This window comes from Paraburkholderia sp. BGA-UO-ETr-F21 (assembly GCF_059567925.1).
Genome location: NZ_JCAQOY010000003.1, coordinates 115,127 through 140,484, shown reverse-complemented (window position 1 = coordinate 140,484; position 25,358 = coordinate 115,127). Strand labels below are relative to the sequence as shown.

Below are 25,358 nucleotides of genomic sequence, written 5' to 3'. Positions count from 1 at the left end.
AGCACGCCAAGAGGCGCCACATCTGGAAAATTCAACCGCCGAGTATTTGCAATGAAAGCTAGCCAGATAAAAATCGCCCTGATTGCAATGGCCTTGGCCTTCGCGTCAGCAGGAACGGCAAATGCCGCGGGCTGCCTCAAGGGAGCCGTGGTGGGCGGAGTCGCAGGACATTACGCGGGGCACCACGCTGTAGTTGGCGCGGTCGGCGGCTGCGTGGTCAGCAGGCATCTGGCGAAGCAGCACGCTCAACAGCAAGCCGAGCAACAAGCACAACAGCGAGCGGCGCAACGTCAGACAGGACAGTTCCAATAAGACGTCGTCGGCTCGGTACGCCCGGTGAGACCAACAGAATGCTGCTCCACCGGGCGCCTGACAACATCGTTTAGGTCGCCGACTCGGCGCTCGGCTCGACTGAAGTCACCGGAGCAGGCTCGGCCACGCTATGCCGCGGCGTGTCTTTCGCTGGCGCTTTCCTAGCTGGAACTTTCGCGCTCACGGCCTTCTTTGCAGTCGGGGCCTTCTTGGCGACAGCCTTCGTGACCGCCGGTTTTGCATCGGCCGCTGCGCCGGCGCCATCAATCAAAAACTTCGTGCGGTCTTTCGCACCGACTAGCCACGCCGGAGCCGGACCACGTCCGCTCCAGGTCGCGCCTGACTTCGGGTCGCGATACTTAGCCGGCTGCTGACCCTTCGGCTGCCCCGTGCCACCAGGCGCACCAACTGACTTCGACGCCGTATTTTTGCCGACAGGCTTCCCCTTGCTCGCAGTACCCGCAGTCGTCGCAGCAGTTGCTTTAGCGCCGCCTGCAATCAAAAACTTGGACCGGTCTTTCGCACCAGCAATCCACGCCGGTGCACGCCCGCGACCGCTCCACGTTGCGCCCGACTTTGGGTCCCTGTACATCGCCGGCTGCGGGCCGCGAACGTAATTGCCAGCAGCCTTCGCTTTGTTGACAGAAGTTGGCTTCGCCGTCGCCGAACTGGATTCAATGAGGAACTTGTCGCGATTCTTCGCGCCCGCAATCCATGCGGGCGCACGGCCCCGGCCTGACCATGTAGCGCCACTCTTCGGGTCGCGATATTTGGCGACGGCGACACTCAGCTTGCCAACAGTCTTCGCTCCGACCTTCTTCGCGCGCCGCTTGCCGCCAGCATGCCCGCCAATGTCGGCCGCCGTCAGGCCGTGCTCTTCCATCAGTCGATGAATAGTCGCCAGGACCTTCGCGGTTTCTTTTGTCAGCAATGCGTCAGCCTGTGCCTGCAGTTTTTTCAGCCGTGCTTGAATTGCTTCCAAAGTCGTTGCCATCAGGTGGCCTCCATGTGAATGTGGCCGCAATATGCCACGGTCGCGTTAGAAAAGGCTAGTGCATTGACTGGAGCGGCGTATCACCGAAAATCACAGGACTGCGTCGTCGCGCTCCATTGCCTTCAATGTGGTCCGTTCACGGCTTGTCCTTGCCGCGAACATTATTTGGTGCTCCATCGGTACTCCCATCGCCGCACAATCGAGCTCCTCAAAAGTGAGGCGGGAAGTAGGTCAGCTTGTCCCAGTATTCCCGACGGGGCATCCTGACCGCCTGACGAAGGCCCTTTGCGGGCCATCCTTCACAGAGAGGGCGCATTCAGTTGTATGTCAAGGTTACCTAAATTAGCGGGAAACACAGCAGGCGTTCTGCGAGCAAGCAGAGGGGAAGAAAGAATTGAAATTCAGCGGTTCTCATACAGGTCCGTCGGCTCGCTGATTCGCGCGCTCGCCTTGTGCACGTTAAATGCGTTGACCGTCGGCCGACCGCGTACCAACAGCGCAATTCCGGCCCAAGGCTTTTGCCGCGTATAGCGCAGCATCGGCTTTCGCTAACATGTTCGCCAACGTGTCGCCTTTCTGGAACTCATCTACGCCGGCACTGAAGGTGTACGAGATTTCGGCTGACGCAAGAGCAAGACGTGACACCCCGACTCGCACGCGAAGCTGGACCATCAGACGAACGGTGTCATCCTGCCCTGTCGCCGGGAACAGAACAGCGAATTCCTCGCCGCCAGGGCGGCCAAAGATATCACTGCGGCGCAAGCCGCCTGAGATTGAGGATGCGAAATGAGCAAGCACATGGTCGCCACCGGCATGTACGTGTACATCATTGATTGCCTTGAACTTGTCGAGGTCCAGAATTGCAATAGCCAGCCGCAAGTCCTGTTTTCTGGCCTCCTCCAGCAGTGACTCTGCCCGGGCAAGGACCGCACGGCGCACAAGCGCACCAGTGAGTCCGTCGACATTTGCCAGGTGTTCCATACCCTCAGCCATCCGGTCGTGAGCAAGCATGACGACACCTATCGAAAGACATGGCAGCGCCGGTATGGCAACGCCGAGGAATGCAATGTTCGTCGGCGTCGGTGCCAGGAAGGTGGACTGATGCTCCCATCCCACCACGCAGGCGATACTGCGCGATGCATCGACAGCAGCACCGAGGAGCGCCGCATCCGACAAAGACTGATAGCAATACTTCGGTCTGCCCGGGGGGCGCAACCTGAGCAATGTCCAGCCGATGGCAAGACGGGCATACGCAGGAAACGCCGATAACAGAGCAATTCTGACGTTGACGTTTGCGACAGGTACGCAGGTGGAATCCTGCGTTTTTAGAACTAGACACATCTACCGAACCACTTCTGAAACCCAAACTAATCCGGGACAAAGTGACCGGCGATAGGCCGTTTCAATTTGCATAGTCGGCGTCACCGTCCTGTAATGGGTTTTAACCCGCCTCCATCGACTCAGGCGGTAGCCGCGCAGTGCAGCATCCAGCGGACCTCCCGCGGGGCAGGGAAGGTGCGGACGCAATAGTTTTGATGACTGACACGCCTTAGCCAACCCGCATGTCTTGCTCAAACAATTCCGACTTCCATTGAAGCGAGGTGTCAGTGAGCCCGATGTCGACTTTAATTGCTGGCGTTGCCGGCTTGCTCTTTACCCTCGCCGCAAGGGCTACAGACATAACTGGTGCGGGCAGCACGTTCGCGGAACCCATCTACACGAAATGGGCGAGCGCCTACCAGAAGTCGGGCGGAGGCACGGTCACCTTCCATGGCGTCGGCTCCTCGGAAGGTCTAAAACAAATCATGGCAAAAGAAGTCGACTTCGCAGGGTCGGACGCGCCGCTATCTGACGACGAATTGCAGAAGCATGGCTTATTGCAGTTCCCGACCGTCATAGGCGGCGTCGTACCGGTCGTCAATCTTCCGGGGATTAAACCGGGAGAGTTGACGTTGTCTGGCCCTGTGCTCGGCGATATCTACCTCGGCAAAATCATCAACTGGGATGACCCCGCCATCGCCGCATTGAATCCGGCGTTGAAGCTGCCAGACACCGCCATTGCCGTAGTCCGTCGAGCAGATGGGTCTGGCACGAGCCTTATCTGGACGCACTATCTGTCGCAGGTCAATCATGAGTGGAAGAGCAGGGTTGGTGAAGGAGCGACCGTGCGGTGGCCGCATGGAATCGGTGGCCGGGGTAATGAAGGCGTAGCCACATACGTACAACGTCTACCTGGCGCGATAGGCTACGTCGCCTGGGACTTCACCAAGCAGAATCACATGGCGTATACGGCCATGAAGAATGCCTCCGGCGCCGTGGTCGAGCCCGGGGCGGCAACGTTCAGGGCTGCCGCTGCCGGCGCCGACTGGTCCAAAACGTTCTACCAGATTCTGACGAACGAACCCGGTAGGGATGCATGGCCGGTGATGGGCGCCACCTTTGTGCTGCTGCACGTGACGCAAGGTAAGGTCGACCATGGCGAGGAAACGTTGAAGTTTTTCGACTGGGCATTCACGAACGGCAACCGGGCCGCCGAGGACCTGGACTACATTCCCCTACCGGAATCTGCTGTGACCGAAATCCGCTCCGAATGGCGAGCCAAGGTAAAGGACGTTTTTGGCAGACCGGTCGCCATACCGTAGTCTGAGCGCGCGGTCGTTGAGGTCGAAGGCGCCAGCGGCAAGCAACAAACTGGCCAGACACAGTCCGGCTGGAGTGGTCACTAATTTGACATTGAGTGAGCTTAGCTTCGGTCGAGCGTCCCTACAAATCTTTCAGAGACATCGCTCATGAAACCCGCATTTATTGCAGTTGCCTGTTTAAGCGGCGCGCTTTCCGGCGCCCCCGCTCTCGCTACCGACATCACCGGGGCCGGCAGCACCTTCGCTGCACCAATCTATACAAAGTGGGCCGATGCCTACCAGAAGTCCGGTGGTGGGAAGGTCAACTATCAAGGTATCGGGTCGTCGGGCGGCTTGAAGCAGGTCATCGCCAAAACAGTAGACTTTGCAGGTTCCGACGCACCTTTGAAGGACGACGAACTGGCAAAGGACGGCTTGTTCCAATTTCCGACTGTGGTCGGCGGCGTGGTACCAGTCGCTAATGTCCCGGGCGTGAAGCCTGGTGAGCTGACATTGTCAGGCCCGGTGCTTGGCGACATCTACCTTGGAAAAATCAAAAAGTGGAACGACCCGGCTATCGGGGCATTGAATCCGGGTGTCAAACTACCGGACGCGGATATCGCCGTGGTTCGGCGCGCCGATGGCTCGGGGACCAGCTTTATCTGGACCCACTATCTCGCACAAGTCAATCCGGAATGGAAACAGAAGATTGGCGAAGGCGCGACAGTAAACTGGCCGACCGGAACCGGAGGCAAAGGCAATGATGGGGTCGCCGCGTTTGTCCAACGATTGCCCGGTGCCATCGGCTACGTCGAATGGGCATATGCAAAACAGAACAAGATGGCATACACCGCCATGAAGAATGCTGCGGGCACCATAGTTCAGCCAAAGACGGAAACCTTCAAGGCTGCAGCCGCCGGTGCCGACTGGTCAAAGACTTTCTACCAGATTCTCACAAACGAACCCGGCAAAGACGCGTGGCCCGTCGTCGGGGCAACATTTGTGCTGCTGCATACAGCGCAAGACAAGCCTGACCACGGGAAGGAAACACTGAAGTTCTTTGATTGGGCCTTCAAAAACGGTAATCAGGCTGCACAGGACCTTGACTACATCACGCTCCCCGATTCTGTAACAACGGAGATTCGCACGCAATGGCGCTCGAAGGTGAAAGATGCGTCTGGCAAGCCAGTGACTGAATGATACTGACGAATACGGAGCCGGGAGACATGTTCCCCTCACAGAGTCATGCTTTGCCCTGGATGGCTTCGGCAGAACGCAAGGTCCTTCTGTACTGCCGCACCGTGCTGTCGTGGCGCGTCTCATCGGTGAGCGCCGGTCTAATATTTCAAGGTCGGCGCTCGTCGCATAGATTTCTCGCGATATGGAGCTTTATGCAACGTATCGGACTCCACGTCACTCAAAGTAACGACGCAATCTTATCCAATGTCATAGAGGACACAAATTCCTTGTCCTGATACACTTTGGCCAATTCCGCTTCCGATATCACGCGAGCTCCCGCCGGCAATGATGTATCTGCCTGTGCGAATGCGGCCTCCCACATCGCAGCAAGGTACCGAGCGCCAGCTCCCATCAGCTGTGCGGTATCAGTTCCGAAGGCTTCCCACAGTCCGTCGACAACGCTCGCTGAACTGCCGCCGCCGAGGCGAATGTACTCGTCAATGAGCTTCCTCGGAGGAAGAATGTCAGCAGCCTTCCCCATCAGCGTTACTGTGGCAAATGCTGCGTCTCTCCCATCCGAGATAGCGGGAATCGAACCGTTGAATTCCCTGGCTTGAGGAAGTATTTGCGCCAGCAGGTCCGTCGAATGCCTGTCGACCATCTTGTCTTCATAGGTTGAATGAACGCCCTTACCTGGCCACTTCTTCGATGTCGCGCCGGGAGCGTCCCGATATCCATCGGAGTGATATGACCCGTGAAGCGGTTGACACGCATCGCCTACATAGTGAGCGAGGACGCCGACGGCACACAGAAATTTCGTATCGTCCCGCGCTTTCAACTGGTGGACCATTTCATCGAATATCTGCCACACCCGGAACGGCAACAAACCCTCTGACCTGCTGTCCGTTTCTCCTTCATCCGCATACCACTTCGACCATACCGCGACACTCATGTTTTCGATACTGCTCAATGTCGCATCGCGCAGGGTCTTGCCGTCCGCATCGGGCTTGTCAATGTCAGCGTAGTGATTCGGATGCTCGGGACCTGCGTTCTGCACATAGTCCCGACCGCCCGGCACGCGGTCTGGCGTCTTCTTCCATACAAGGTCGGGTACATCAGCGAGCTCGACGAATTCGCCGTTAGCCAGCTTCTCGCGAATCTGCGCTGGCGTCAGTTCATTCGGCCGAAAACTGATGCGCTCAATATTCGCCTTCAGGAAGTCCTGCAACGGACCTTTTTCCACTGACTCAATTGCAGCGGTCGCGATGCTGTAATGACCTGTCTGTCCCCAAAATGGATTTGCACCGGTGTTGTGGTCGCGAACGAGGTCGACATCAAGTAACTGACACGCAGTGCTTAGCCCTGTCGCCAGCGCATAGTTCAGGCGCCGGTCGGCTTCAAGCAGCGACTGGCCGCCCCATTCGACCGCCAGCGGATGCAACGTGGCGTTTTCTTTATCACCCGACTTCAGATACCACACCGTGCCCGAGTCGCCAGCCTGGGTTTGCGCCGAGCCCACTGCCGGTGCAATGAGGAACTGTGAAACATAGTCGTAGCCTGCCAGCGATTTGTGTCGATAGAAGAGGGCTTTAATGGCTCCATCGAGCAATCCGGAAGCGCTGCCGAATGCAGTCACAGGCTGGTCGATAAACTGAAGGCTCAGGCTCAGTTCATTAAGGTCCGCGATTTCATCAATTCGCCCTTCGACGCCAAATGGCTGGCTCGACCAATCGTTAACGTCGTGGACTTCGACGAGGCCGATGTCGAGCGTGAGGTAACTGCGGTTTCCGGGAAATTCAGGAAAGGCCGAAGTGAACGGCTCTCGCGTCAGTTGTCGCTCGGACGCTATGCCAACTTCATCGACCGCGCCACGCAGTCGTGCTTTCACAAGACTTCCCGGCTCGCCACAAACGTGGCGATTCGTGAGCGCATATGTTGTATGACCATCGGTGACGAGACATCCCACACTTGCTGTGCGCTCGACACCCTGTGCGTCCGCAAGGAGCGGGCATCCGCCACCAATATAAGTCGAGGGCCAACGTATATCGGCCGGAGCAGCCTTCGACGGTTCGGTCTCCTGCACCGCGACCACACACACAGGAATCGCGCGACCATCCGGCATATAAAGCGTGCGCGGCACCATGTGGTCTGGGTCGAGCTTGCCATGACCAAACTCTGTCGCATCCACCCAGTCCCGTACAAGCACAATGACCGCAGGCCATGAATACGGACGCACCTCGGAGTTATCGAATGTGCGAATGCCCTTTCCGCTAGGCGAACTGGTATCGCCGGATGCTGCGTGGTCACTGGGCCAAGCGTCGTCTTTCCGAATCAGGTAGAGGCCAACCGCAGTGCCCACAACATTCGCTTTGTTGGACAGATGCCAATGATACAAGTCTCGGGCCTCGAGCAAATCCTTCAATGAGAGACTCTGGAAGTTCTGCTGCGCGAACAGTGGGCTCATCTCATCACCTTGCCGTGTTTGACCGGGAGTGGCCGTTTAAGGTGCGCATCGCCGGACACGAAACAGTCAGCTTCGCGCGCTCTTACACAAGGGTGTACGGTCGATGTGACAGCTTCACGAACGCTCAGCGTAACTGCAGCGGCCCCCGCTAATATCCTCCGGCTAGACAACTGGTTACTCAGCCAGCCTTTGACTGTTCAGGCGTTGTTATCAGGAGCGTTGGATGGCGGTGCATGGTCGTCCATAGCATTAACCACGGCCCGGCGTTCCGCTGATTTCATCGAATGCAGGGGAAGCGCCACGAACAGGCTGATGCGACGCAATATCTGGCGGAAGACCTTCTCAAACAGGCGCCGTTGCTCATCTTCGCTTGCCGATTCCGCAAGCGGGTCAGCAAAGTTCCACCGACAGAAAGTCGGGTTACCGGAGAACCCTGCCGCATGCATCTCCCCAGCTTCATCACCCATCGCAACAACCATGTCCAATTCCGGCGCAGAGGAGCCGACAAACTGCTCCCAGCTTTTCGGCCGTAGCTTGCCCACCGCAGTAATCGTTGGGCGCAGTTGCTCAAGCGCCAACGGATGCACATCAGCAGCCGGCTCAATACCCGCGCTGAACGCATTGAACCGGTCGCCCCCAATTTCACGCAGCAATGCTTCGGCAATGATGCTACGTGCGGAATTTGCACGACACAAAAACAGTACGTTGTATTTTTGAACCATGGAAGCCCCCGTCATATTCTGGCGAATAAGTTTTGCGACAATTGTGCCCGCGAGGTTTTGCGTATCCGTGACAAGTCTTCTGTGGCGACCTTTTTTCTCCCCAACATTCCCACCGATGCTGGCCCGACAGCAGCAAGACAGCGGCGGCCTCGCGCCTTTAAGCAATGGACGTCCCAGCCTTGGGGCAAATCCCGTTCTAAATTCCTGCTACCAGTCCTCAAGACGTGGCTTCACTTTCCGATTGCAAGATATGACATTGAAGGTAATTGTTCGACCGGCACGGTACCGGTCCGTGGGCCTTATCGCAGCAGACTTCAAGGCGCTTTTGGCCAGTCGGCTTTCATTCACCGACGCATGCAAGAGCTTCGAACTGTTGTGGGATGAAACCAACATGGCAGCAAGCCGACTGCTTCCAAGCAATCTTGGGCACGGCTATATCGCTTTGCTCAGACGAATGCACTCAGAATTCAATGCGCGGTATCCGCGTAGCACCGATTCGGACGGCGAACACCCCGAGCAACCCCTCATAGGCCTCCCCCACTAGCGCGGCATCGAGTCAGCTTGTGGTTCCTGGCGGTCGCATCCGCCGTCACGGAACTGACACACTCCATCGATGTAATCCAATGGCGATTTAAACCGGAAAAGGTCGAGGCCTGAGATGCAAAACAAACAGAGTCACTGGAGCGTGCACCGACTCGTCGCCGTCGCGGCCGTATCAGGTCTGCTGCTCGCCGGCTGCGCATCGCTGCCGATGACCAGTGGCGCGAATCCGCACAATAGGACGATTATCTTTGTATGGGACGGCCTGCGCCCCGATTCCATTACCCAGGAAGACACGCCTAACCTTTACGCGTTGCGTCAAGCCGGCGTCAACTTCGCCGACAACCACTCGACCTATCCGACGTTCACCATGATGAACGCCGCAAGCATCGCCACGGGTAGCTTCCCGCAAACCACGGGTTTCTATGGCAATTGGCTCTGGCAGGAAGGACCAAAGGGAACAAGCAGCGCAGGTGCCTCGGTGGATTTCACTCAGCCGGTTTTCACTGAAGACTACGGTGTGTTACAGGACCTGGACGCGTATTACAACGGTCAGTTGCTATCCGTCAGCACACTGTTCGAGGCAGCGCAAGCGGCCGGACTTAAGACAGCGGCTATTGGAAAGTCCGGACCCGCTTTCCTGCAGGACCGCAAGCGAGGTGGCGTAATACTTGACGAGAAGACTGTATTCCCCGCATCGCTCGTGGCAGAACTGCAATCAGCGGGTTTTGCCCTGCCAAAGACGACGCCGCTCGCGTACGCGCCCGGGACGGTCAAACTTGCAAGCAACAACGGCGACCCGACTGCCGCTAGAGCAACCGTGAAAATGGCAGACAAGGTCACTGCCGACCCGACCGACAGGACAGGCTCGCCACCCGCGCCGGCCAACGCGTACATGATGAGTGTGTACCTCAACTATATTCTGCCCAATCGCAAGCCGGACCTCTCGTTGGTCTGGTTCCGCAATCCTGATAGCACGGAGCACCCATACGGGCCTGGTACCGCTAACTATCATGACGCGCTGAAGCAGCAGGACATCCTTCTCGGACAACTGCAAGGTAAGCTCAAAGCCCTCGGCCTCGATAAGACGACGAACCTCATTGTCATGAGCGACCACGGGCACAGCAGCGTTTCGGGGCCCTCGGCGCTGTTTCCTCTGCGAAGCATCGTAGCCGGCAGGCCGGGGCAAGTTGACCCGGACAACGGGTACTCCATATCCGGCGACGTACGTCTAGCCGACCTCTTTACGCGCGCGGGCTTTACTGCGTATGACGGCAGCGGCTGCATCCTGAGCCCGACACTCTCAGGTATCAAGGCGGACGGCACTGCGGTGTACCCGACTCAGAACGACGCGACAGGTGCTGTCTGCGGCACGCCCAACGCGAAGTACACGACGGGCAGCTTCAAGGTGCCGGCTACCCTCCCGCCCCGGGCGCTAGTCATTGCCGCGAATGGCGGCAGCGATTACGTGTACGTGCCGGACCATGACGCGACGACCGTCAGAAGCGCTGCAAGGTTTCTCCAGAGTCGTGAGGAAATCGGTGCGGTCTTTGTGTCGTCGCGCTACGGCGACGTGCCAGGCACCGTTCCTTTATCTACAATCAAGGTAGAAAACGCGGGGCGCGGACCCGATATCGTCGCAAGCTATGTGTCCGACGACAAGGTATCGATTGCCGGCATGCCGGGCATCGAATTCGAGAGCATGCAAATCAACCGGGGCATGCATGGTTCCTTCGGGACAACGGATGTGCACAACACCCTTGTGGCAAGCGGCCCTGATTTCGCACGGGGCATGACCGACAGATTGCCCACCGGCAACGTGGACGTAGCACCGACGGTCGCGACTTTGATGAGCCTGCCGCTCCCCCAGGCAGATGGCCGCCCGCTGCTCGAGGCACTGACGACCAGAGATGCGCAACATGCGGAGGCATACAACGTTGCGCAAGTAACGGTCGAGTCGGCGCGGGAAGCGCAGGGCATCCGGATGGCATTGCCCACGAATCCGAACGGTACCGATGTCGACGCAACAAAGACCCGCTACAAGGTCCTCCTGAAGACCAGGCGACTGACGGTCAGCGGCAAGACCTATACCTATTTCGATTCCGCTGAGGCGGTGCGGCAATGAGGCGGCTTTGGCTCGCGTCACTGGTGGCCGCAATTGGCTTTCCCGTTCTCGCCGCGGTTAGCGCTCCACCCTCGCTGACCTGGGCCAGCGTATTCAGCAATGCGACACCGCCGGAACATCAACACTTTGTCGCAGTCTGGTTTGACGAACACGCCAACGCGCATCGCGTAGAAGTATGGCGCGAAGGCGAAAGCGCCGTGAGACGTGACACGGACGAACGCCTGTCGGTGTACGCAACGAAGATAGCGCAGCCCGGCAACCCCGACATGGAGCCACGCTATGAAGTGGTCGACCATGCACGCAAGCTCTTCTACGAAGTCGACCGTAGCAACCTCAACCGGCTGGGCGTCTTCTATGACTGGAATCAACTTGCTCACGCGATAAAACAACCTGGCGGCATTTACCGGCTTTCCAGATTGTCCCGCCCCGCTGACCAACAGGCAGGGATGAGGTGCGACTGGTACCTCCTGCAACAACAGAATGGAGAGGCGCAGATTTGCTGGTCTCACGGGGTCGGCCTCCCGCTCGCAGAAACTCTGAAGTCAAGGGATGGAGCCTGGCGAGAGGCATGGCGAGTCGTGACCGTTGACGATAATGTGCGCGACGCGGATGTCGCCTTTAACCCCCGCGACTACATCCGTTTTGATGCCAACGAGGAGCTGGCGCCCAGTGCGGACTGAAGAGGATATGCGCCACAGATTCCAAGAGTCTTATATAAGGCTCTTATCTGAGTTCGTTGCGTAACGGTTCGACCGTTCAGCGGGACGGCGCAGAGTGAGGACCTCAGTTTGGTCAGGCGACTCGGGCGATAAACTACGTTAAACGCGGTCGGCACCGACGCTACCAGGCTGACGCTTACTGCGTAGTTTCCACTACATCAGTAGAATGCAGCTTAAGTGCCTCATCCGATTTGCGTAGCATCTCCGCGAACTGTCCGCCGCTCACGGCTGGGCTGTAGAGGAAGCCTTGGGCTTCGGTGCAACCGTGGCCTATCAGGAAGCGCTTATGGACGTCGAGTTCAACGCCTTCAGCCAGCACGTCGAATTTCAGTGCCTTAGCGATGCCAATCACGGCGAGTGTCAGCGCTTCGTATTCTTCGTCAATTCCGATTTCCCGAACAAATGCACGGTCAATCTTGATTCGGTCGACGCTGAAGCGTTTCAGATAACTTAGGCTCGAATATCCGGTACCGAAGTCATCAATGGCGATTTTCACGCCTAAGCTTCGCAGTTCCCGGAGAGTCCGTGCTGCGTCGTCGGCGTTGCGCATGAGCGCACCTTCCGTGACTTCAAGCTCAAGATAATGGGCGGCCAGTTGCGAATCTTGCAGCACTTTCTTCACGACCGTCACTAAATCTGAACGCTCCAGTTGCAATGGAGAAACGTTCACCGAAATCCGAATTGGCGGCAAGCCCTGGTCGAGCCAGGATTTCGCTTGCTGGCAGGCTGTGCGGAGCACCCATTCCCCGATGACCTGAATCAACCCGCTCTCTTCCGCAATCGGAATGAAAGTCGCTGGCGAGACCACTCCCAACTCGGGGTCGTTCCAGCGCAGCAACGCTTCGGCACCGAATATGCGTCCTGTCAGCATGTCTACCTGAGGTTGATACGCCAGTTGCAGCGCCTGCGTCTTGACCGCTCGCCTCAGCTGCGTCGAAAGTTGCAATTTCTCGGCCGCTGCAGCGTTCAGTTCAGCACGATAGAACTTGTAGCCGTTACGCCCGTGTGCTTTTGCAAGGTACATGGCCGCATCAGCATTGCGAATCAAGGTGTCCGCGTCCGGTCCGTCCTGGGGGAAGGTGCTGACTCCAATACTGGCCTCGACGTATAACTCCTGAATGCCCATATTGAATGGTTCAGACATGGCGGCAACGAGTCTGTCGAGCATAGGTATCAGTTGCTCTGCACTTGAGCGCTCCGCGACGATAATGAATTCGTCACCGCCGTAGCGCGCCACGAGGTCGGTTGCGCGCACGAGCCGTTGCAGGCGTTTGGCAACGCGTGCAAGCAGTGCATCGCCGACGCGATGCCCAAGGGAATCGTTGACCTCTTTGAATCGGTCGAGGTCAAGGAAGAGCACTGACACGCTTCCTTCAGTGGCGGTCGCTCGCGCAATCGATTCCGCAAGTCGCTCGTCCAGCAGGGTCCGGTTAGGCAGTTCAGTCAACGAGTCATATCGCGCCTGGTGTTCCAGACGCTGCTGATATTCGACGAGCGCCGAAACGTCACTCATCACGCCTATGTGGTGCGTTACCGTCCCAACTTCGTCTCGAACCGGAGCGACCAGGATGTTGTTCCAGAAGCGCTTCCCATCCTTCCTCGTACAGAGCAGGGTCGCATTCGCCTCCGTATCGTCATTCAGGGCACGCCGGACGGCGCCCCATTTATCTGGTTCTCCATTCAGGCGGAAAAGGTCGTCACAGTCAGCATTCAGAACGTCAGCCTGCCCGTAGCCGGTGATGCGTTCAAACGCCTCGTTGACGAACATGATGACGTGCCGGCCAGCGCGAACTTCCGCAATGATGATGCCGTTAATGCTTGCCTCGAGGGCTCTACTTTGCAAACGCAACGCGACCTCGGCGTGCCGGCGTTTCGTGATGTTCTCATAGGCTCTGAGCACACCAATAACCGCTCCACTCTGGTCTTCCAAGGGCAGCTTGGTTTCTGAAATCCAGACTTCTGACCCGTCAACGGCTATAGCCGCACGCTCCAGGTGCTTCCATGTCAGCTCACCGGCCATGACCCGCGCATCTTCGGCAATCACCGCATCGGGGTCGTCACCCCATCGAAGGTCACGGTCGCTCAGCCCAATCAAGGCGTGTCGCGATTTGAGCCCAGCATCCCGCGCGTAAACCTCGTTACCACCGACATAGCGATGGTTGGCATCTTTCCAGGCAATCCCCTGAGGTACATGGTCGAGAACGTACTCGAGCGTTTGCTTCGATTTGAAAAGTTCAGCTTGTGCGACCGTCATGAGAGTGACGTCGACCATGACCGAGAGGGTCACCCTATGGCCTTCTGTTTCCAGACTCAGGTGATGAACATCCATCGATAGGCGTTCACCATCTTTAGTTCTGTAAGTCCAGACGCCCACCGAACGGGTTATGTCGCCGTCGTCATCGTGGCGTTGTGCCATCGCCTCGTTAAACCGGACGCGCTCTTCGTCAGGGCGGACATCCCCCAACGACATACCCAGCAATTCGGCCTCCGAGTAGCCGAACGTGCGCTGGGCCGCGCGGTTGGATGCGATAATTTCTAACGACTCATCGTCGAAGACCCAAATCGGCAGCGGATGTTCATCGAAGAATCGTTGATATTTCGCTCTCGCCTGGTCGGCCTGGCGAAGCGTCAAACGTAATTCAGCCGCTATGCGCGAGTTCCGGTAAATCAACGCGAGCAATAAGACAGCAGCTGTCAGTCCACAGAGTAGCAGTGCGGTTGAGGCCGACCTGGCGTCTCGTGATGACTTGCTTACCGCTGTATCAGTAGCCGCGTCAGCCTGCATTCTGACTTCCACTACATGTTCGAGAACGCTGTAGAAATAGGCGTCGATTTCGCTCAATCCGGCGTCGCCTAGCCCGACACTGCCGGGATGCTGCATGGCCCGTTGGGATAGTGCATCGCTTCGCTCTCCGAGCAGCTGTAGCATACCGTCAAGGTCGTCGAGTTGTGACAGGCAGGTCGCTCTTCGCTTGCATGCATCGCGGACATCGTTGGTCAGTTCAAGCAATTCGCGCAATGGGAAGATGTATGCAGAACGTCTGTAGAAGGGCTTTGTGCTAATGAGGGTATAGAGTTCGCCGTGCTCATCGAGCATCATCTGCTGGAGCTGGTCGAGGTCCCGCTTCAATCTGCTGGACGTTTGCAGCGCCTGCAAGGCACTGTCCTGCTCCTCAGTTTGGCGAAGTGCGAGAATGGTGTTCGCGGCAATTGCCGCGAGAATCAGACAGACCGCCAGGATGGAAAGCAGTGTTCTCCGCGCGGTTTCTGAAAGTCCGCGGCTCCGCGCGCCCAAATTGCCCTGCGCCCCCGAGCTTTGCGCGCGGTTGGCGTTCATTTTGAACATAAGTCATCTCCAGCGACGCTGACCATTGGCTGCGCCCTCAACGACTCGCTGACGGATGGAAGTCGATTTGTGACGGGCAGCGTCCATTGTTCAGTCTCTGGTCAGAGGGGCGTTTCAAATATCGCGGCAAGGCAGCGAAGAGCCCGACGCGGCGGAGGATTTGCCAGAAGACCCGCTCAAATGAGCGTTCTCGCTCTTCGTCAGTCATGCCTTCGGCAAGCGGGTCGGCGAAGCGCCAATCGCCGAACTCGGGCGCGCCGGGAAACGCTGGCGCGTGATATTCCGCGACGGAGTCGGACAGGGCAATAACCAGGTCCAGTCGCGGAGCCCACGCACCGGTAAATTCCAGCCAGCTCTTAGGGCTCAACAGATGGATGTCGGATATGCCGGGGCGTAGTTGAGCGATGGTGAGCAAGTGAATCTCGGCTGCGGGCTCAGACCCAGCGCTGAATACTTCGAAGCGGTCGCCAGCGAGTTCGCGAAGAAGCGCCTCTGCCATGATGCTTCGGGCCGAGTTCTCCTTGCAGAGGAACAATACCTTATATCTATCGGGCACGTCCGCCGCCTCGTCTGCACCGAAGCCGGTGGCCTGTGTCAGCGTGGGTTCATTTCCACTGGGGATATTGCATACGCTTCGGGCATCGATTGGAGTCTCTTGTCGCATCCTGGATGCGCTCCTGTCAGAATGGGAATTCCCACATTGCATAGGTGTTGCGCCTGAGTTTCGAGGGCACTCGCCGCCTCAACACCGTTCTGAGCAAACGTTGCGGTCTTCGTCTGGTCCATCTACGTCACTGCGGCGTTGGCTCGTCAATGCCTGCATCCTGCTCGCTCGCGGCACCGGCAAGGGCCGCTGCGGGAGTGACCAGAACAAGTTGCCGTATGGCATTGAGATTGCGCATTGCGGACCTACCAGAACCGACCCGGCCAAGACCCGAACTTGCAGGGTACTGCCTACCGAAAACACACCTTATGTATATCGCATGGGGGCGACTTGATTACGGCGTCATGCGCGGTTTATTTAGTGAATGTTTTATGAACAATGGCACGGCGGTTTCAAGAGCGAAGCGCAACACCGGGATCAATGGCCGGGGTGAGGATTGACTGGGCGGTTTCAAGAGTGAAGCGCAACAGGGGGCTAATGAATGGAAGCTGAGGTTATCGACGCGGTTGCAAGCATACGTTCGAAGACCTCGAATGGCGAATGAAATGCATGGGTAGCGCGAGGTCGGCTGTTGAGGCTGTCGGCGATGGCGTCGAGTTCGTCCTGACTGTAGATCGAGAGGTCAGTGCCCTTCGGCANGCGGATCGAGGCGGCCGCAGTGCTAATGCCCTACCACCATGAGCGGCTCACCGATGACGAGGACGAGAACGACTGACCCGGTTCTAAGCTGGAGCAGTTATCGAGGCCCGCCGGAGTGTTCCGTGCGGGCCTTTTATCCTTGATACCCGGCCCCGATTGGTAGCTAGATGGGTAGCTGGCGCGTTTTTTATGCGCTTTTTCGCCTACAACCAATTGATATTTATAGATATTTTCATTCTAACCAAAACAGTACGATATTGTTTTGATGTAAAAGTCTCTGTCAGACTCCGCCGTTTCGTTCAACACACCTTAAAGACCGCATCACCCAACCGGTGCCAGTTTCGAGCGCACCGGTAGCGCCCGCCGCGCGCCATTCAAACACGCGCGCCACTGTCGGAACGGCCGATTCTGCACAAGCAGCAGCAATCGGCCCCTAAATCACTCCCTCCCGCAATCTCGCTCGGCGCTACAAAACGCGCCGCGCGCATTCACTCACTCAGCGCCATCCCCCGAACGACCCCCCTTTATTCTCATTGACCCCCTCTGGCCAAAAGGCGTATAACCATCCCACTGGATGTTAAATGGATGGCCTCAAGATGCCTCCCGGAGTAAAAATGCCTAAACTCAGCCTCATCGACACCTCCCGCCCCAAAGGCGGCGAGACCGAAAAAATCACCATCAACCTGGGGCCGATCGACCTCGGCCAGATCGATCTTCTGGTCGAAGAAGGCTTTTACTCGAACCGCACCGATCTGATCCGCACGGCGATTCGCAACCAGCTCGCCATCCATGCGCAGGTGGTCTCGGAAACGGTGACGCGACGTGCGCTCGTGCTCGGGCTGCAACACTTCTCCCGGCAGGATCTCGAAGCGGCGCAAGCCGCGCACGAACAACTCGACATTCATGTGCTCGGCCTCGCCAGCATCGCAGCCGATGTGCCGCCCGAACTCGCGGCGGCCACGATTGCATCGGTGGTGGTGCTCGGCGCCTTTCACGCATCGCCCGCGGTCAAGGCGGCGCTTGCCGGCCGCATCAGCTAGGCACGACACTCGACTCATGACCGTGACTGACGCAGTGACCCATCGGTCGCCTTGCTCTTTCACGCCCCACACAGGTCAATGCAAACCATCATGAAGATGAACGAAGATTTCCTGAAATCAATGAAAGACGCCTTCGAGCTATTGCGCACGAAGGGCCCGCAGGAAGCCACCGCGGCAGTTCAGCGCGCGCTCTCGGGCAACAACGCGAATCAGGCCCATGCGGACCACGCGCAAGCCCCGTACACGCCGCCTAACGTGAACGAATGGACGCAAGCGTGGACGCAGGCGCAAACGCAAGCGAGCCCCGTTCCGCACGCCCCTGCCGCACCGGCATTCGACGCCGACACGCCAGGCACCTTCAGCACGCATACGTTCAGCAACGCGGCCGGACAACGCCAATACAAGCTCTATGTGCCGGCTGTCTACAACGGTGAACCGTTGCCCCTGATCGTCATGCTGCACGGCTGCACGCAGAACGCCGACGACTTCGCCGCCGGCACGCGCATGAACGAAATGGCCGAGCGTCATGGCTTCATCGTCGTGTATCCCAATCAGACCCACACGGCCAATCACTCGAAATGCTGGAACTGGTTCAAGCCCACCGATCAGCAGCGCGATCAGGGCGAGCCGTCGCTGATCGCCGGCATCACGCGCGAGGTGATGGGCCGCTATCGCGTGGATCCGGCGCGCGTGTATGTGGCAGGTCTCTCGGCAGGCGGTGCGATGGCGGACATCATGCTGAAGACTTCGCCCGATCTCTATGCGGCGGCGGGCGTGCATTCGGGTCTCCCCTACGGCAGCGCGAAGGACTTGCCCTCGGCGCTCGGCGCGATGAAAGGCGGCAAGACGCAACGCAATCGGGCGCGCGGCGCACCGCAACGTCCGCTCATCGTGTTTCATGGCGATGCGGACGCGACGGTGCATCCGTCGAATGCGGCCGAGATCGTGGCCTCCTTCGACGCCGGCACCACCACCGTCAGCGCGCAATCCGGCGCGGCGAGCAGCCAGCGCACCTACACGCGACAACGGCATGTCGCGGCGAACGGCGTGGAAGCGGAGTACTGGTCGATTCACGGCGCGGGTCACGCATGGTCCGGAGGCAGTCAGCGCGGTTCGTACACGGACCCGTCGGGCCCCGATGCCGCCGATGAAATGCTGAAATTCTTTCTCGCCCATCCGCGCCGCGATTGAGTCACGCTGTTAGCAGCGAACCACGAACGCACGCCTGCTATGCGAAAATGCAGCGTACCGTTCGTGGAGCACGCATGGCAGACCTCACATCTTCCGCGTCTTCGACAGTCGAAGCCGACTGCGCGAGAGAACCCATCCACATTCCAGGCGGCATCCAGCCGCACGGCTTTCTGTTCAGCATCGCGGCCGACGGCACGCTGCTGCAAGTCAGCGCCAACGTCGCAACATTGACGGGCTCGCCCGCCGAGCAAGCGCCAGGCCAGCCGATTGCGCGGATCGTCGGCGACGAATGGGCAGCGCTCATCGTCGAGGCGCTGGCCACGCATCAGGAAGACGGCATCCCGCTTTATATCGGCTCGATGAGCGATCCGCGCGCCAATGCCAACGGCGCGCGCGCCACGCCGTTCGCAGTCATCGTGCATCGTCACCAGGGCATCGCGATCGTCGAGCTGGAGCCCGCGCGCGGCACGCTCGACGTGTTCTCGTCGATGTACCCGCTGGTGCGCACCTTCATCAACCGTCTCGAGGAAGTGCAAACCGTCGAGGGCCTCGCGCAACTCGCCGCCGACGAAGTCCAGCGCATCACCGGTTACGGCCGCACGCTGGTCTACAACTTCGACAGCACGGGCAGCGGCCAAGTGATCGCCGAGCACGTCGAACCGGGCTACGCCTCCTACGCGGACCAGCACTTTCCTGGCTCGGACATCCCTGCGCAAGCGCGCGCGCTCTATGTGCGCAACCGCATTCGCCTGATCGCCGACGCCGACTATCGGCCCTCGCCGCTGGTCCCGCCGCTGCATCCCTCGACAGGCAAACCGACCGATCTGACCTACGCGTCGCTGCGCAGCGTCTCGCCGGTACACGTGCAATACATGAAGAACATGGGCACGCTGTCGTCCATGTCGATGTCGATCGTGGTGCGCGGCAAACTGTGGGGGCTGATCTCCTGCCATCACGACAGCGCGCGTGTGCCGCCCTTCGAGGTGCGCACCGCGTGCGAGCATATCGCGCAGATCCTGTCGCTGCAGATCGAAGCGAAAGAGGAACACGCGCAAGCCCAATACCGGCTCGAACTGCGTCGCACGCTCGCGCGCCTGCTGGCCGCGATGGCCAACACGGACAGCTTCACGGACGCGCTCGCCAACGACCCGAAGGATCTGCTCGGGCTGACCGCATCGGACGGCGCGGCGATCGTCTTCGACGGGCGCGTGCTGCTGGTCGGCACCACGCCTTCCGAGCCGGAAGTCGCGAAGCTCGTCGAGTGGCTCGACACGCGAGTGGACGACACCTTCGACACCGACTCGCTTGCCACGGCCTGCCCCGTCCTGCCGGCCAATCCGCACTACGCGGGCCTGCTCGCCGTGTCGATTTCGAAGCTGTTTCGCAACTACGTGCTGTGGTTTCGCGAAGAAGTCGTTCAGACGATCAAATGGGCGGGCGATCCGCGCGCGAAGCTGGCGGGCTTGTCCGCCTCGCTCTCGCCACGCCAGAGCTTCGACGTCTGGACCGATACCGTGCGCGGACGCTCACTTGCCTGGCGTCCTGCCGAACTCGAAATCGCCGTCGAATTCCGCACCGCGCTGCTCGGCATCGTGCTGCGTCGCGCGGAAGAACTCGCGCAACTGGCGCTCGAACTCGGGCGCGCCAACAAGGAACTCGAAGGCTTCTCGTACACGGTGTCGCACGATTTGCGCGCCCCGCTGCGGCATATCGTCGGGTTCGCCGATCTGCTGCGCGAAATGGAAAGCGAGCGTCTGTCGGAGCGTGGCAGTCATTTCGTCGAGCGAATCATTTCGTCAGCGCGCTTCGGCGGCAAACTGGTCGACGATCTGCTGGCTTTTTCGCAGATGGGGCGCGCGGCGCTGCGTCCGCAATCGGTCGATCTGCAAGTCATGACCGACGCTCTGATCGCCGACGAAGTCAAAGATGCGCCCTCGCGCAACATTGCATGGCGCGTCGGCCCACTGGGTCACGTCAACGCGGACGCCATGCTGATGCACGTGGTGCTTCGGAACCTGATCGAGAACGCGGTAAAATTCACGGCGACCCGCGAACACGCGGAAATCGAAATTGGCCGCTATGCGGGTGAAGGCGAACTGGCTGGCCAGGACGTCTTTTTCGTCAAAGACAACGGCGTCGGTTTCGACATACGCTACGTCGACAAACTGTTCGGCGTGTTCCAGCGGCTGCATCGCATTGAAGAATTCGACGGCACGGGCATCGGGCTTGCTGGCGTTAAACGCATTGTCGAGCGGCACGGCGGTAAAGCCTGGGCGACCGGCGAGATCGACAAAGGCGCGGCCGTGTATTTCTCGCTGCCTCATGTATTCATTGCCGACGCAAGCCAGGGCGAAGAGTCCGCGGCGGCGGCAGTGGCACGGCTGACTGCATTGTCACCGGGCAAGCGCTTTCGCCCCGTGCCGAAAGAGTCGAAAGATGAACCGAAATGAAGGACAGAGCGTGCTAAGACCGATCCTGCTGGTTGAAGACAATCCGAACGACGTGGAACTCACGCTGATCGCGCTGGAGAAAACCCGCCTCGCGAATCCGGTCGTGTCGCTGCGCGACGGCGAGGAAGCGCTGCAATATTTGCGCCGCGAAGGGCAATGGGCGAATCGCTCGGAAGACAATCCCGCCGTGATTCTGCTCGACAAGAAGCTGCCGAAAATCGACGGTCACGAAGTCCTGAAGGCCGTGCGCAGCGATGAAAACCTCAAGCGTATTCCGGTGGTGATGCTGACTTCGTCGCGGGAAGAAAGCGACTTGTTGCGCAGCTACGATCTGGGCGTGAATGCCTACGTGGTAAAGCCGGTCGCGTTCGACGACTTCATGGCCGCCATCAACGACCTCGGCATGTTCTGGGCTGTGCTGAACGAGCCGCCACCATACCCACGTTGACCAACGCGCCGGGCGACTTCATCGAAGCGCCGGCGCTTGCCGGCGTGGAAAGCCCAAATAGCAAAGCCGGGCACACCGCGCGAAACTGAGCCGCCTAGCGGTATGCCGGCAACCTGACGCGGAACGTCGCGCCCTGCCCCAAGCCTGGGCTCTCAGCGGTGATCGTGCCGCCGTGCAGGTCCACCAGGTTCTTGACGAGCCACAGTCCCAACCCTAGACCCGCCACGCGTCCCGACCCGTCAGCGCCGAATTGCTGGAAGCGGTCGAATATCCGCTCCAGCGACTCCCCATCCAGACCGAGTCCCGTATCGCGCACCGCGAGTTCGACGCGCTCGCCGTCCGCCCGAACCGAGAGTTCGATCGTGCCTTGCGCGGTGAACTTCACCGCATTCGACACGAGATTCCAGACCACCTGTTTCATCCGGCCTTCGTCGGCGAGCACCATGGCCGAGGTCAGATCGTCCGCGATCAGCCGCAGGCCCTTGGCTTCGGCATGCATGCGCATATCTTCGACGACAATCCCGGCCAGCGCGCCGAGATCGACGGGCTGCAAATTGACCGACAGTTTTCCGGTCACGATCGCGCCGCTATCGAGCAGATCGTCCACCATATGCGAGAGCTGCCGTGCGTTGCGGCTGATCACGCCGGTGGCGCGCGCGAGATGCGAAGGATCGGCCGCGCGCTGCAACAGGTCGGTCCATGACATGATGGCCGAGAGCGGTGAACGCAGTTCGTGGCTGACCGTGGTAACGAAATGATCCATTGCCATGGCAAGGCGCTCACTGTGTTCACGCGCGCGTTTCTCGGACGCGGCGATCTCGCGTTGCTCGAGCTCCGCCTCCTTGCGCGACGTGATGTCGAGCGTGAAGCCAATGACGGTGCTCAACGTGCCATCCGGCAGGAACCGTCCGACACCGCGCACCAGAATCCAGCGGACCGCGCCGCTCGCCCAGCCAATGCGGAAGTCGACTTCGAAATGGTCGTGAGCCGCCAGCGCATGATTCATCGCGTCGCGCAACCGGCTGCGGTCTTCGGGATGCACGACTTCGCCGAACAGGCGCTGCTCAGTGAGCAACGCGTTCGAATCCAGACCCAGGTTCGACTTGCATTGATCGGTGCATTCGATCGCGCCGGTTACCGGATCGAGCTCCCATGCGCCCAGTTGCGAAAACGCCATGGCAATCTGAAAGCGCTCCTGATGCTCGCGCAATTGCGCTTTGGCTTCATCGGCGAGGAGCTGCCGCAGTTGCGCTTGCGAGCGCAGCTTCGCGCGTTCGCGCTGATCGCGTTCATAATCGGAGACCCGCTCGGTCACTTCGCTCACGCGCAGCGCGATCGTGCCGCCTGGCCCATGACGCGCTCCCAGCAGGCTCGCCTTGATTTTCCAGTAGCGCGGCACCCGTTGCTCGCCTGCTGCCTCACCATTGGGCTTGGCGTCACGGTGCTCGGGCATCTCGTAGCGAAACAGCGGCGACCATTTCGAGTCGCCCGGCGACAGATCGCGCAATGCGCCGATCAGCCATGCGCGCCGCGCTTCCCGCTGTTCTGCCGGTCCGAACTGATTCACGTCGAGAATCGATTTACCTTGCAGATCGCTCAACGACTGCCCCGTCAGGTCGAGATAGCGCGCGTTGGCGAGCAGAATTTCGTACCGATGGTTGAGAATCAGATAGGCATCGGGCAGCGCCTCGAATGCGACCGCTGCGTCGAACTGGTGAGACGGCGAGGAGGAATCCTGGTGGCGGCTATCCATAGGCGTGTTCCGGTCGCGCTTCAATCGGCACTCACGCAGACAGCCGTGACACGGTGCCGAGCGAGCTCGATCAAACGGTCGAACGCATCGGCCGCGCCGCGGCACGCTTCGTCAATCAGCGTGGGTGTGTCGACTTCAGCGGCTATCGCCCGATGGAAAGCCTGCCAGCGCGCGCCGAGCGACTCGCGCCCCGCGTTCAGATAGCCGAGAGGATGCGGAGCGAGGCGCGCTTGCAGACGCGCGTACAACACTGCGCCGCCTAGCTGGGACCCTTCGATCACATAGCAGATGCCCCAGCGGTAAGCCGCGCTGGCGTCGCCGCGCCAGTTGCTCGTGGTGTTCGATGACACCGTGCCGAGCCGGTCTTGCGGTTCGATCGATTCGTGCGAGAGATCAGCGTCGATCAGCGCAAGGCGATTCATGCGTGCCGGCGACGCCGGCGATTGCGGACCGTCGCTGAAAGTGTCGAGCCAGGCTTCGAGCGGCGCCAACCAGTCACGCAGAATCGCCAGATGCGCGAGGTAGTCGCGCAACGCCACACTGTCCACCGACAGCGGCATGATCTCGTGCAGCAGTTCATGACGTTGCGCGGTCGCGGCGCGCAGCGCGCCCAGCACTCCGACTGCGCCGTCTGCGCCGTCCTCTCCGCTCGGTGAGCGGCTGGCGGATTCAGGTGTGTCGATCAAACGGGTCCGGTTCAACATGAATGAGCAGAGTCTGATTATAGAGGCGGCTGTCTGGTGGCGCGAGACGCGTTTTGCACGGGGTGCCTCGCGCATTGTGGTGTGTTCCAGCCACGAGGCAATCGTTGTGCATCCATCAATCAGCACGATCGATGCGCGCCGCACACTAAGCGGCAACCGGGCAACCGGCCTGTTCGAGCGCGGCCTGTGCGTGGTCGTGCAGGTCGTCGCTGGTGAGCGACGCATCCGGCGTGCGAACCCATGCCGCGATGCGCAGCGTCGCGCCGCCATCGTCGGGATAGTCCGCCACCGTGACGATCGGCGCGAGCGTGGCGCCGCTCAACACACGCGGTTCGTCGGCGACCAGTTTCTTCAATTCGCCGATCGCGGCGTCGACGTCCTTGCGCTGCGCGAGCCCCACTTCGACCTCGATACGCTGCGTGCCGCCGCTGCTGTAGTTGATCACCGGATTGCTCCAGATCTGGCTGTTCGGCACGAACACCGCGTTGCCGTCACCGCGCTCGATGCGCGTGGTGAAAAGCCCCACTTCACGCACGATGCCCGCTGCCGCGCCGCTGCCTTCAATCACGTCGCCGACGCGAAACGGCCGCAGCATCAACAGCATCATCCCCGCAGCGATATTTTGCAGCGTGCCTTGCAGCGCGAGTCCGATCGCGAGGCCCGCCGCGCCGAGCACCGCGAGCACGCTGGCGGTCGCGATGCCGACCTCGCTCAGCGCCGCGATGAAAACCAGCACGCGCACAGCCCAGGTGCTCATGGCCGCCAGCATCGGCGCGAGCGTCGGGTCGGCATGCGTACGCGCGAGCGCGCGAGCGAACATCGCGCCGACGTGATTCGACAGCCACCAGCCGATCACGAGGATCAGCACAGCCAGCACGATATGAAGGGCGTCGTGAGTCAGGGTGACGAGCAACGACGGCTGGAAGTGAAAGAGTCGGGTAAGGAGATCATTCATCTTGAGTCTTCGTTCCGTTGCGATAGAAATATCCTGACGCATGAAGCAGGATATGTTCCTGCCCCCTTCGTTTCGTGGGCGGAGGCACGCTGTTTGCTCGATGTTGCGAACCAAAGCAGTGCAATCATGCAAAGCCTTGTAAGCAAGGGGATTTCAAGCCGCGTTAGCCCACGCACAGGAGCGCCTCATGTCTCAACATCTGAAGCCGGAAGATCGCGTAAGTTGGAATACGCCGCAAGGCGTCACGCATGGCAAGGTCGTACGTGTCATTTCTTCCCATACGAGCGTGGACGGCAGAACCGTCAATGCGTCGAAGTCCGATCCGCATTACGAAGTGGAAAGTGAGAAAAGCGGCAAGCGGGCCGTTCATCGCGGCGACGCATTGCACCGGATCGGGAAATGAATAAGACGCGTGTGCCCGACGCCATTTAATACGGATAGCTAAGCACATGGATTGAAATGCGAGCTATGGCGCCGTGATCGGAAAAACTT

The 25,358-nt window shown here is 59.6% G+C and carries 19 protein-coding genes and 1 pseudogene; 10 read left to right on the top strand and 10 right to left on the bottom strand.

All coding sequences use genetic code 11. The annotated features are described in order from the left end of the window. Positions 1-51 precede the first annotated feature (51 nt). On the top strand, positions 52-312 hold the full coding sequence (locus tag AC57B1_RS01230; RefSeq protein WP_496416353.1) for a hypothetical protein: 261 nt from the start codon (positions 52-54) through the stop codon (positions 310-312). Positions 313-382: 70 nt separating this feature from the next. Here AC57B1_RS01230 and AC57B1_RS01225 read toward each other — a convergent pair whose 3' ends face one another. Continuing rightward, on the bottom strand, positions 383-1,306 hold the full coding sequence (locus tag AC57B1_RS01225) for an H-NS family nucleoid-associated regulatory protein (RefSeq protein ID WP_496416324.1): 924 nt from the start codon (positions 1,304-1,306) through the stop codon (positions 383-385). A gap of 459 nt (positions 1,307-1,765) precedes the next feature. Further along, entirely contained in the window at positions 1,766-2,647 is an 882-nt protein-coding gene (locus tag AC57B1_RS01220; RefSeq protein ID WP_496416323.1) for a GGDEF domain-containing protein, read from the bottom strand. A 275-nt stretch (positions 2,648-2,922) separates the two neighbouring features. Here AC57B1_RS01220 and pstS (AC57B1_RS01215) point away from each other — a divergent pair, with 275 nt between their 5' ends. Then, complete coding sequence (pstS, locus tag AC57B1_RS01215; protein WP_496416352.1) at positions 2,923-3,948, top strand: phosphate ABC transporter substrate-binding protein PstS; 1,026 nt, start codon at positions 2,923-2,925, stop codon at positions 3,946-3,948. A gap of 147 nt (positions 3,949-4,095) precedes the next feature. Continuing rightward, positions 4,096-5,127: a phosphate ABC transporter substrate-binding protein PstS gene (gene pstS, locus AC57B1_RS01210; RefSeq protein ID WP_496416322.1), complete on the top strand. Its 1,032-nt coding sequence runs from the start codon at positions 4,096-4,098 to the stop codon at positions 5,125-5,127. Positions 5,128-5,344: 217 nt separating this feature from the next. Here pstS (AC57B1_RS01210) and AC57B1_RS01205 read toward each other — a convergent pair whose 3' ends face one another. Both AC57B1_RS01205 and AC57B1_RS01200 read right to left on the bottom strand, forming a co-directional pair. After that, positions 5,345-7,570, bottom strand: coding sequence for a phospholipase C/P1 nuclease family protein (locus AC57B1_RS01205; RefSeq protein ID WP_496416321.1), 2,226 nt, complete (start codon positions 7,568-7,570; stop codon positions 5,345-5,347). Positions 7,571-7,767: 197 nt separating this feature from the next. Beyond that, a complete protein-coding gene (locus tag AC57B1_RS01200; protein ID WP_496416320.1) occupies positions 7,768-8,292 on the bottom strand; it encodes an arsenate reductase ArsC in 525 nt (174 codons plus the stop codon). A 658-nt stretch (positions 8,293-8,950) separates the two neighbouring features. On the opposite strand from AC57B1_RS01200, the gene AC57B1_RS01195 reads away from it, so the two are divergent. Further along, positions 8,951-10,957, top strand: coding sequence for an alkaline phosphatase family protein (locus AC57B1_RS01195; RefSeq protein WP_496416319.1), 2,007 nt, complete (start codon positions 8,951-8,953; stop codon positions 10,955-10,957). 23 nt (positions 10,958-10,980) lie between these two features. Next, positions 10,981-11,637 (top strand): hypothetical protein, encoded by a 657-nt coding sequence (locus AC57B1_RS01190; protein ID WP_496416318.1) that lies wholly within the window; start codon positions 10,981-10,983, stop codon positions 11,635-11,637. Between the two features lie 175 nt (positions 11,638-11,812). On the opposite strand, the gene AC57B1_RS01185 is transcribed toward AC57B1_RS01190, so the two are convergent. The 3 genes and pseudogenes from AC57B1_RS01185 to AC57B1_RS01175 all read right to left on the bottom strand — a co-directional run. After that, positions 11,813-15,022, bottom strand: coding sequence for a sensor domain-containing protein (locus tag AC57B1_RS01185; RefSeq protein WP_496416317.1), 3,210 nt, complete (start codon positions 15,020-15,022; stop codon positions 11,813-11,815). A 37-nt stretch (positions 15,023-15,059) separates the two neighbouring features. Next, complete coding sequence (locus AC57B1_RS01180) at positions 15,060-15,578, bottom strand: arsenate reductase ArsC (protein WP_496416351.1); 519 nt, start codon at positions 15,576-15,578, stop codon at positions 15,060-15,062. A gap of 582 nt (positions 15,579-16,160) precedes the next feature. Then, positions 16,161-16,322: pseudogene (locus AC57B1_RS01175) on the bottom strand (IS30 family transposase); the annotation flags it as partial. Between the two features lie 617 nt (positions 16,323-16,939). Here AC57B1_RS01175 and AC57B1_RS01170 point away from each other — a divergent pair. From AC57B1_RS01170 to AC57B1_RS01155, 4 genes are all read left to right on the top strand, one after another. Continuing rightward, positions 16,940-17,365 carry a CopG family transcriptional regulator gene (locus AC57B1_RS01170; RefSeq protein WP_408345227.1) on the top strand — a complete coding sequence of 142 codons (426 nt, stop codon included), beginning with the start codon at positions 16,940-16,942 and terminating at the stop codon, positions 17,363-17,365. 90 nt (positions 17,366-17,455) lie between these two features. Continuing rightward, a complete protein-coding gene (locus AC57B1_RS01165; protein ID WP_496416316.1) occupies positions 17,456-18,556 on the top strand; it encodes an extracellular catalytic domain type 1 short-chain-length polyhydroxyalkanoate depolymerase in 1,101 nt (366 codons plus the stop codon). Between the two features lie 74 nt (positions 18,557-18,630). Beyond that, positions 18,631-21,006 (top strand): ATP-binding protein, encoded by a 2,376-nt coding sequence (locus tag AC57B1_RS01160; RefSeq protein WP_496416315.1) that lies wholly within the window; start codon positions 18,631-18,633, stop codon positions 21,004-21,006. A gap of 10 nt (positions 21,007-21,016) precedes the next feature. Then, a complete protein-coding gene (locus AC57B1_RS01155; protein ID WP_408345375.1) occupies positions 21,017-21,454 on the top strand; it encodes a response regulator in 438 nt (145 codons plus the stop codon). Between the two features lie 94 nt (positions 21,455-21,548). Here the strand turns inward: AC57B1_RS01155 and AC57B1_RS01150 are convergent, their stop codons facing one another. The 3 genes from AC57B1_RS01150 to AC57B1_RS01140 form a co-directional block, all read right to left on the bottom strand. Continuing rightward, on the bottom strand, positions 21,549-23,207 hold the full coding sequence (locus AC57B1_RS01150) for a sensor histidine kinase (RefSeq protein ID WP_408345218.1): 1,659 nt from the start codon (positions 23,205-23,207) through the stop codon (positions 21,549-21,551). Between the two features lie 20 nt (positions 23,208-23,227). Further along, complete coding sequence (locus tag AC57B1_RS01145) at positions 23,228-23,911, bottom strand: biliverdin-producing heme oxygenase (RefSeq protein WP_496416314.1); 684 nt, start codon at positions 23,909-23,911, stop codon at positions 23,228-23,230. Between the two features lie 145 nt (positions 23,912-24,056). Further along, positions 24,057-24,866 (bottom strand): mechanosensitive ion channel family protein, encoded by an 810-nt coding sequence (locus AC57B1_RS01140; protein WP_408345212.1) that lies wholly within the window; start codon positions 24,864-24,866, stop codon positions 24,057-24,059. Positions 24,867-25,053: 187 nt separating this feature from the next. Between AC57B1_RS01140 and AC57B1_RS01135 the strand changes: the two genes are divergently transcribed. Next, positions 25,054-25,269 (top strand): hypervirulence associated TUDOR domain-containing protein, encoded by a 216-nt coding sequence (locus AC57B1_RS01135; protein ID WP_408297101.1) that lies wholly within the window; start codon positions 25,054-25,056, stop codon positions 25,267-25,269. Positions 25,270-25,358 lie beyond the last annotated feature (89 nt).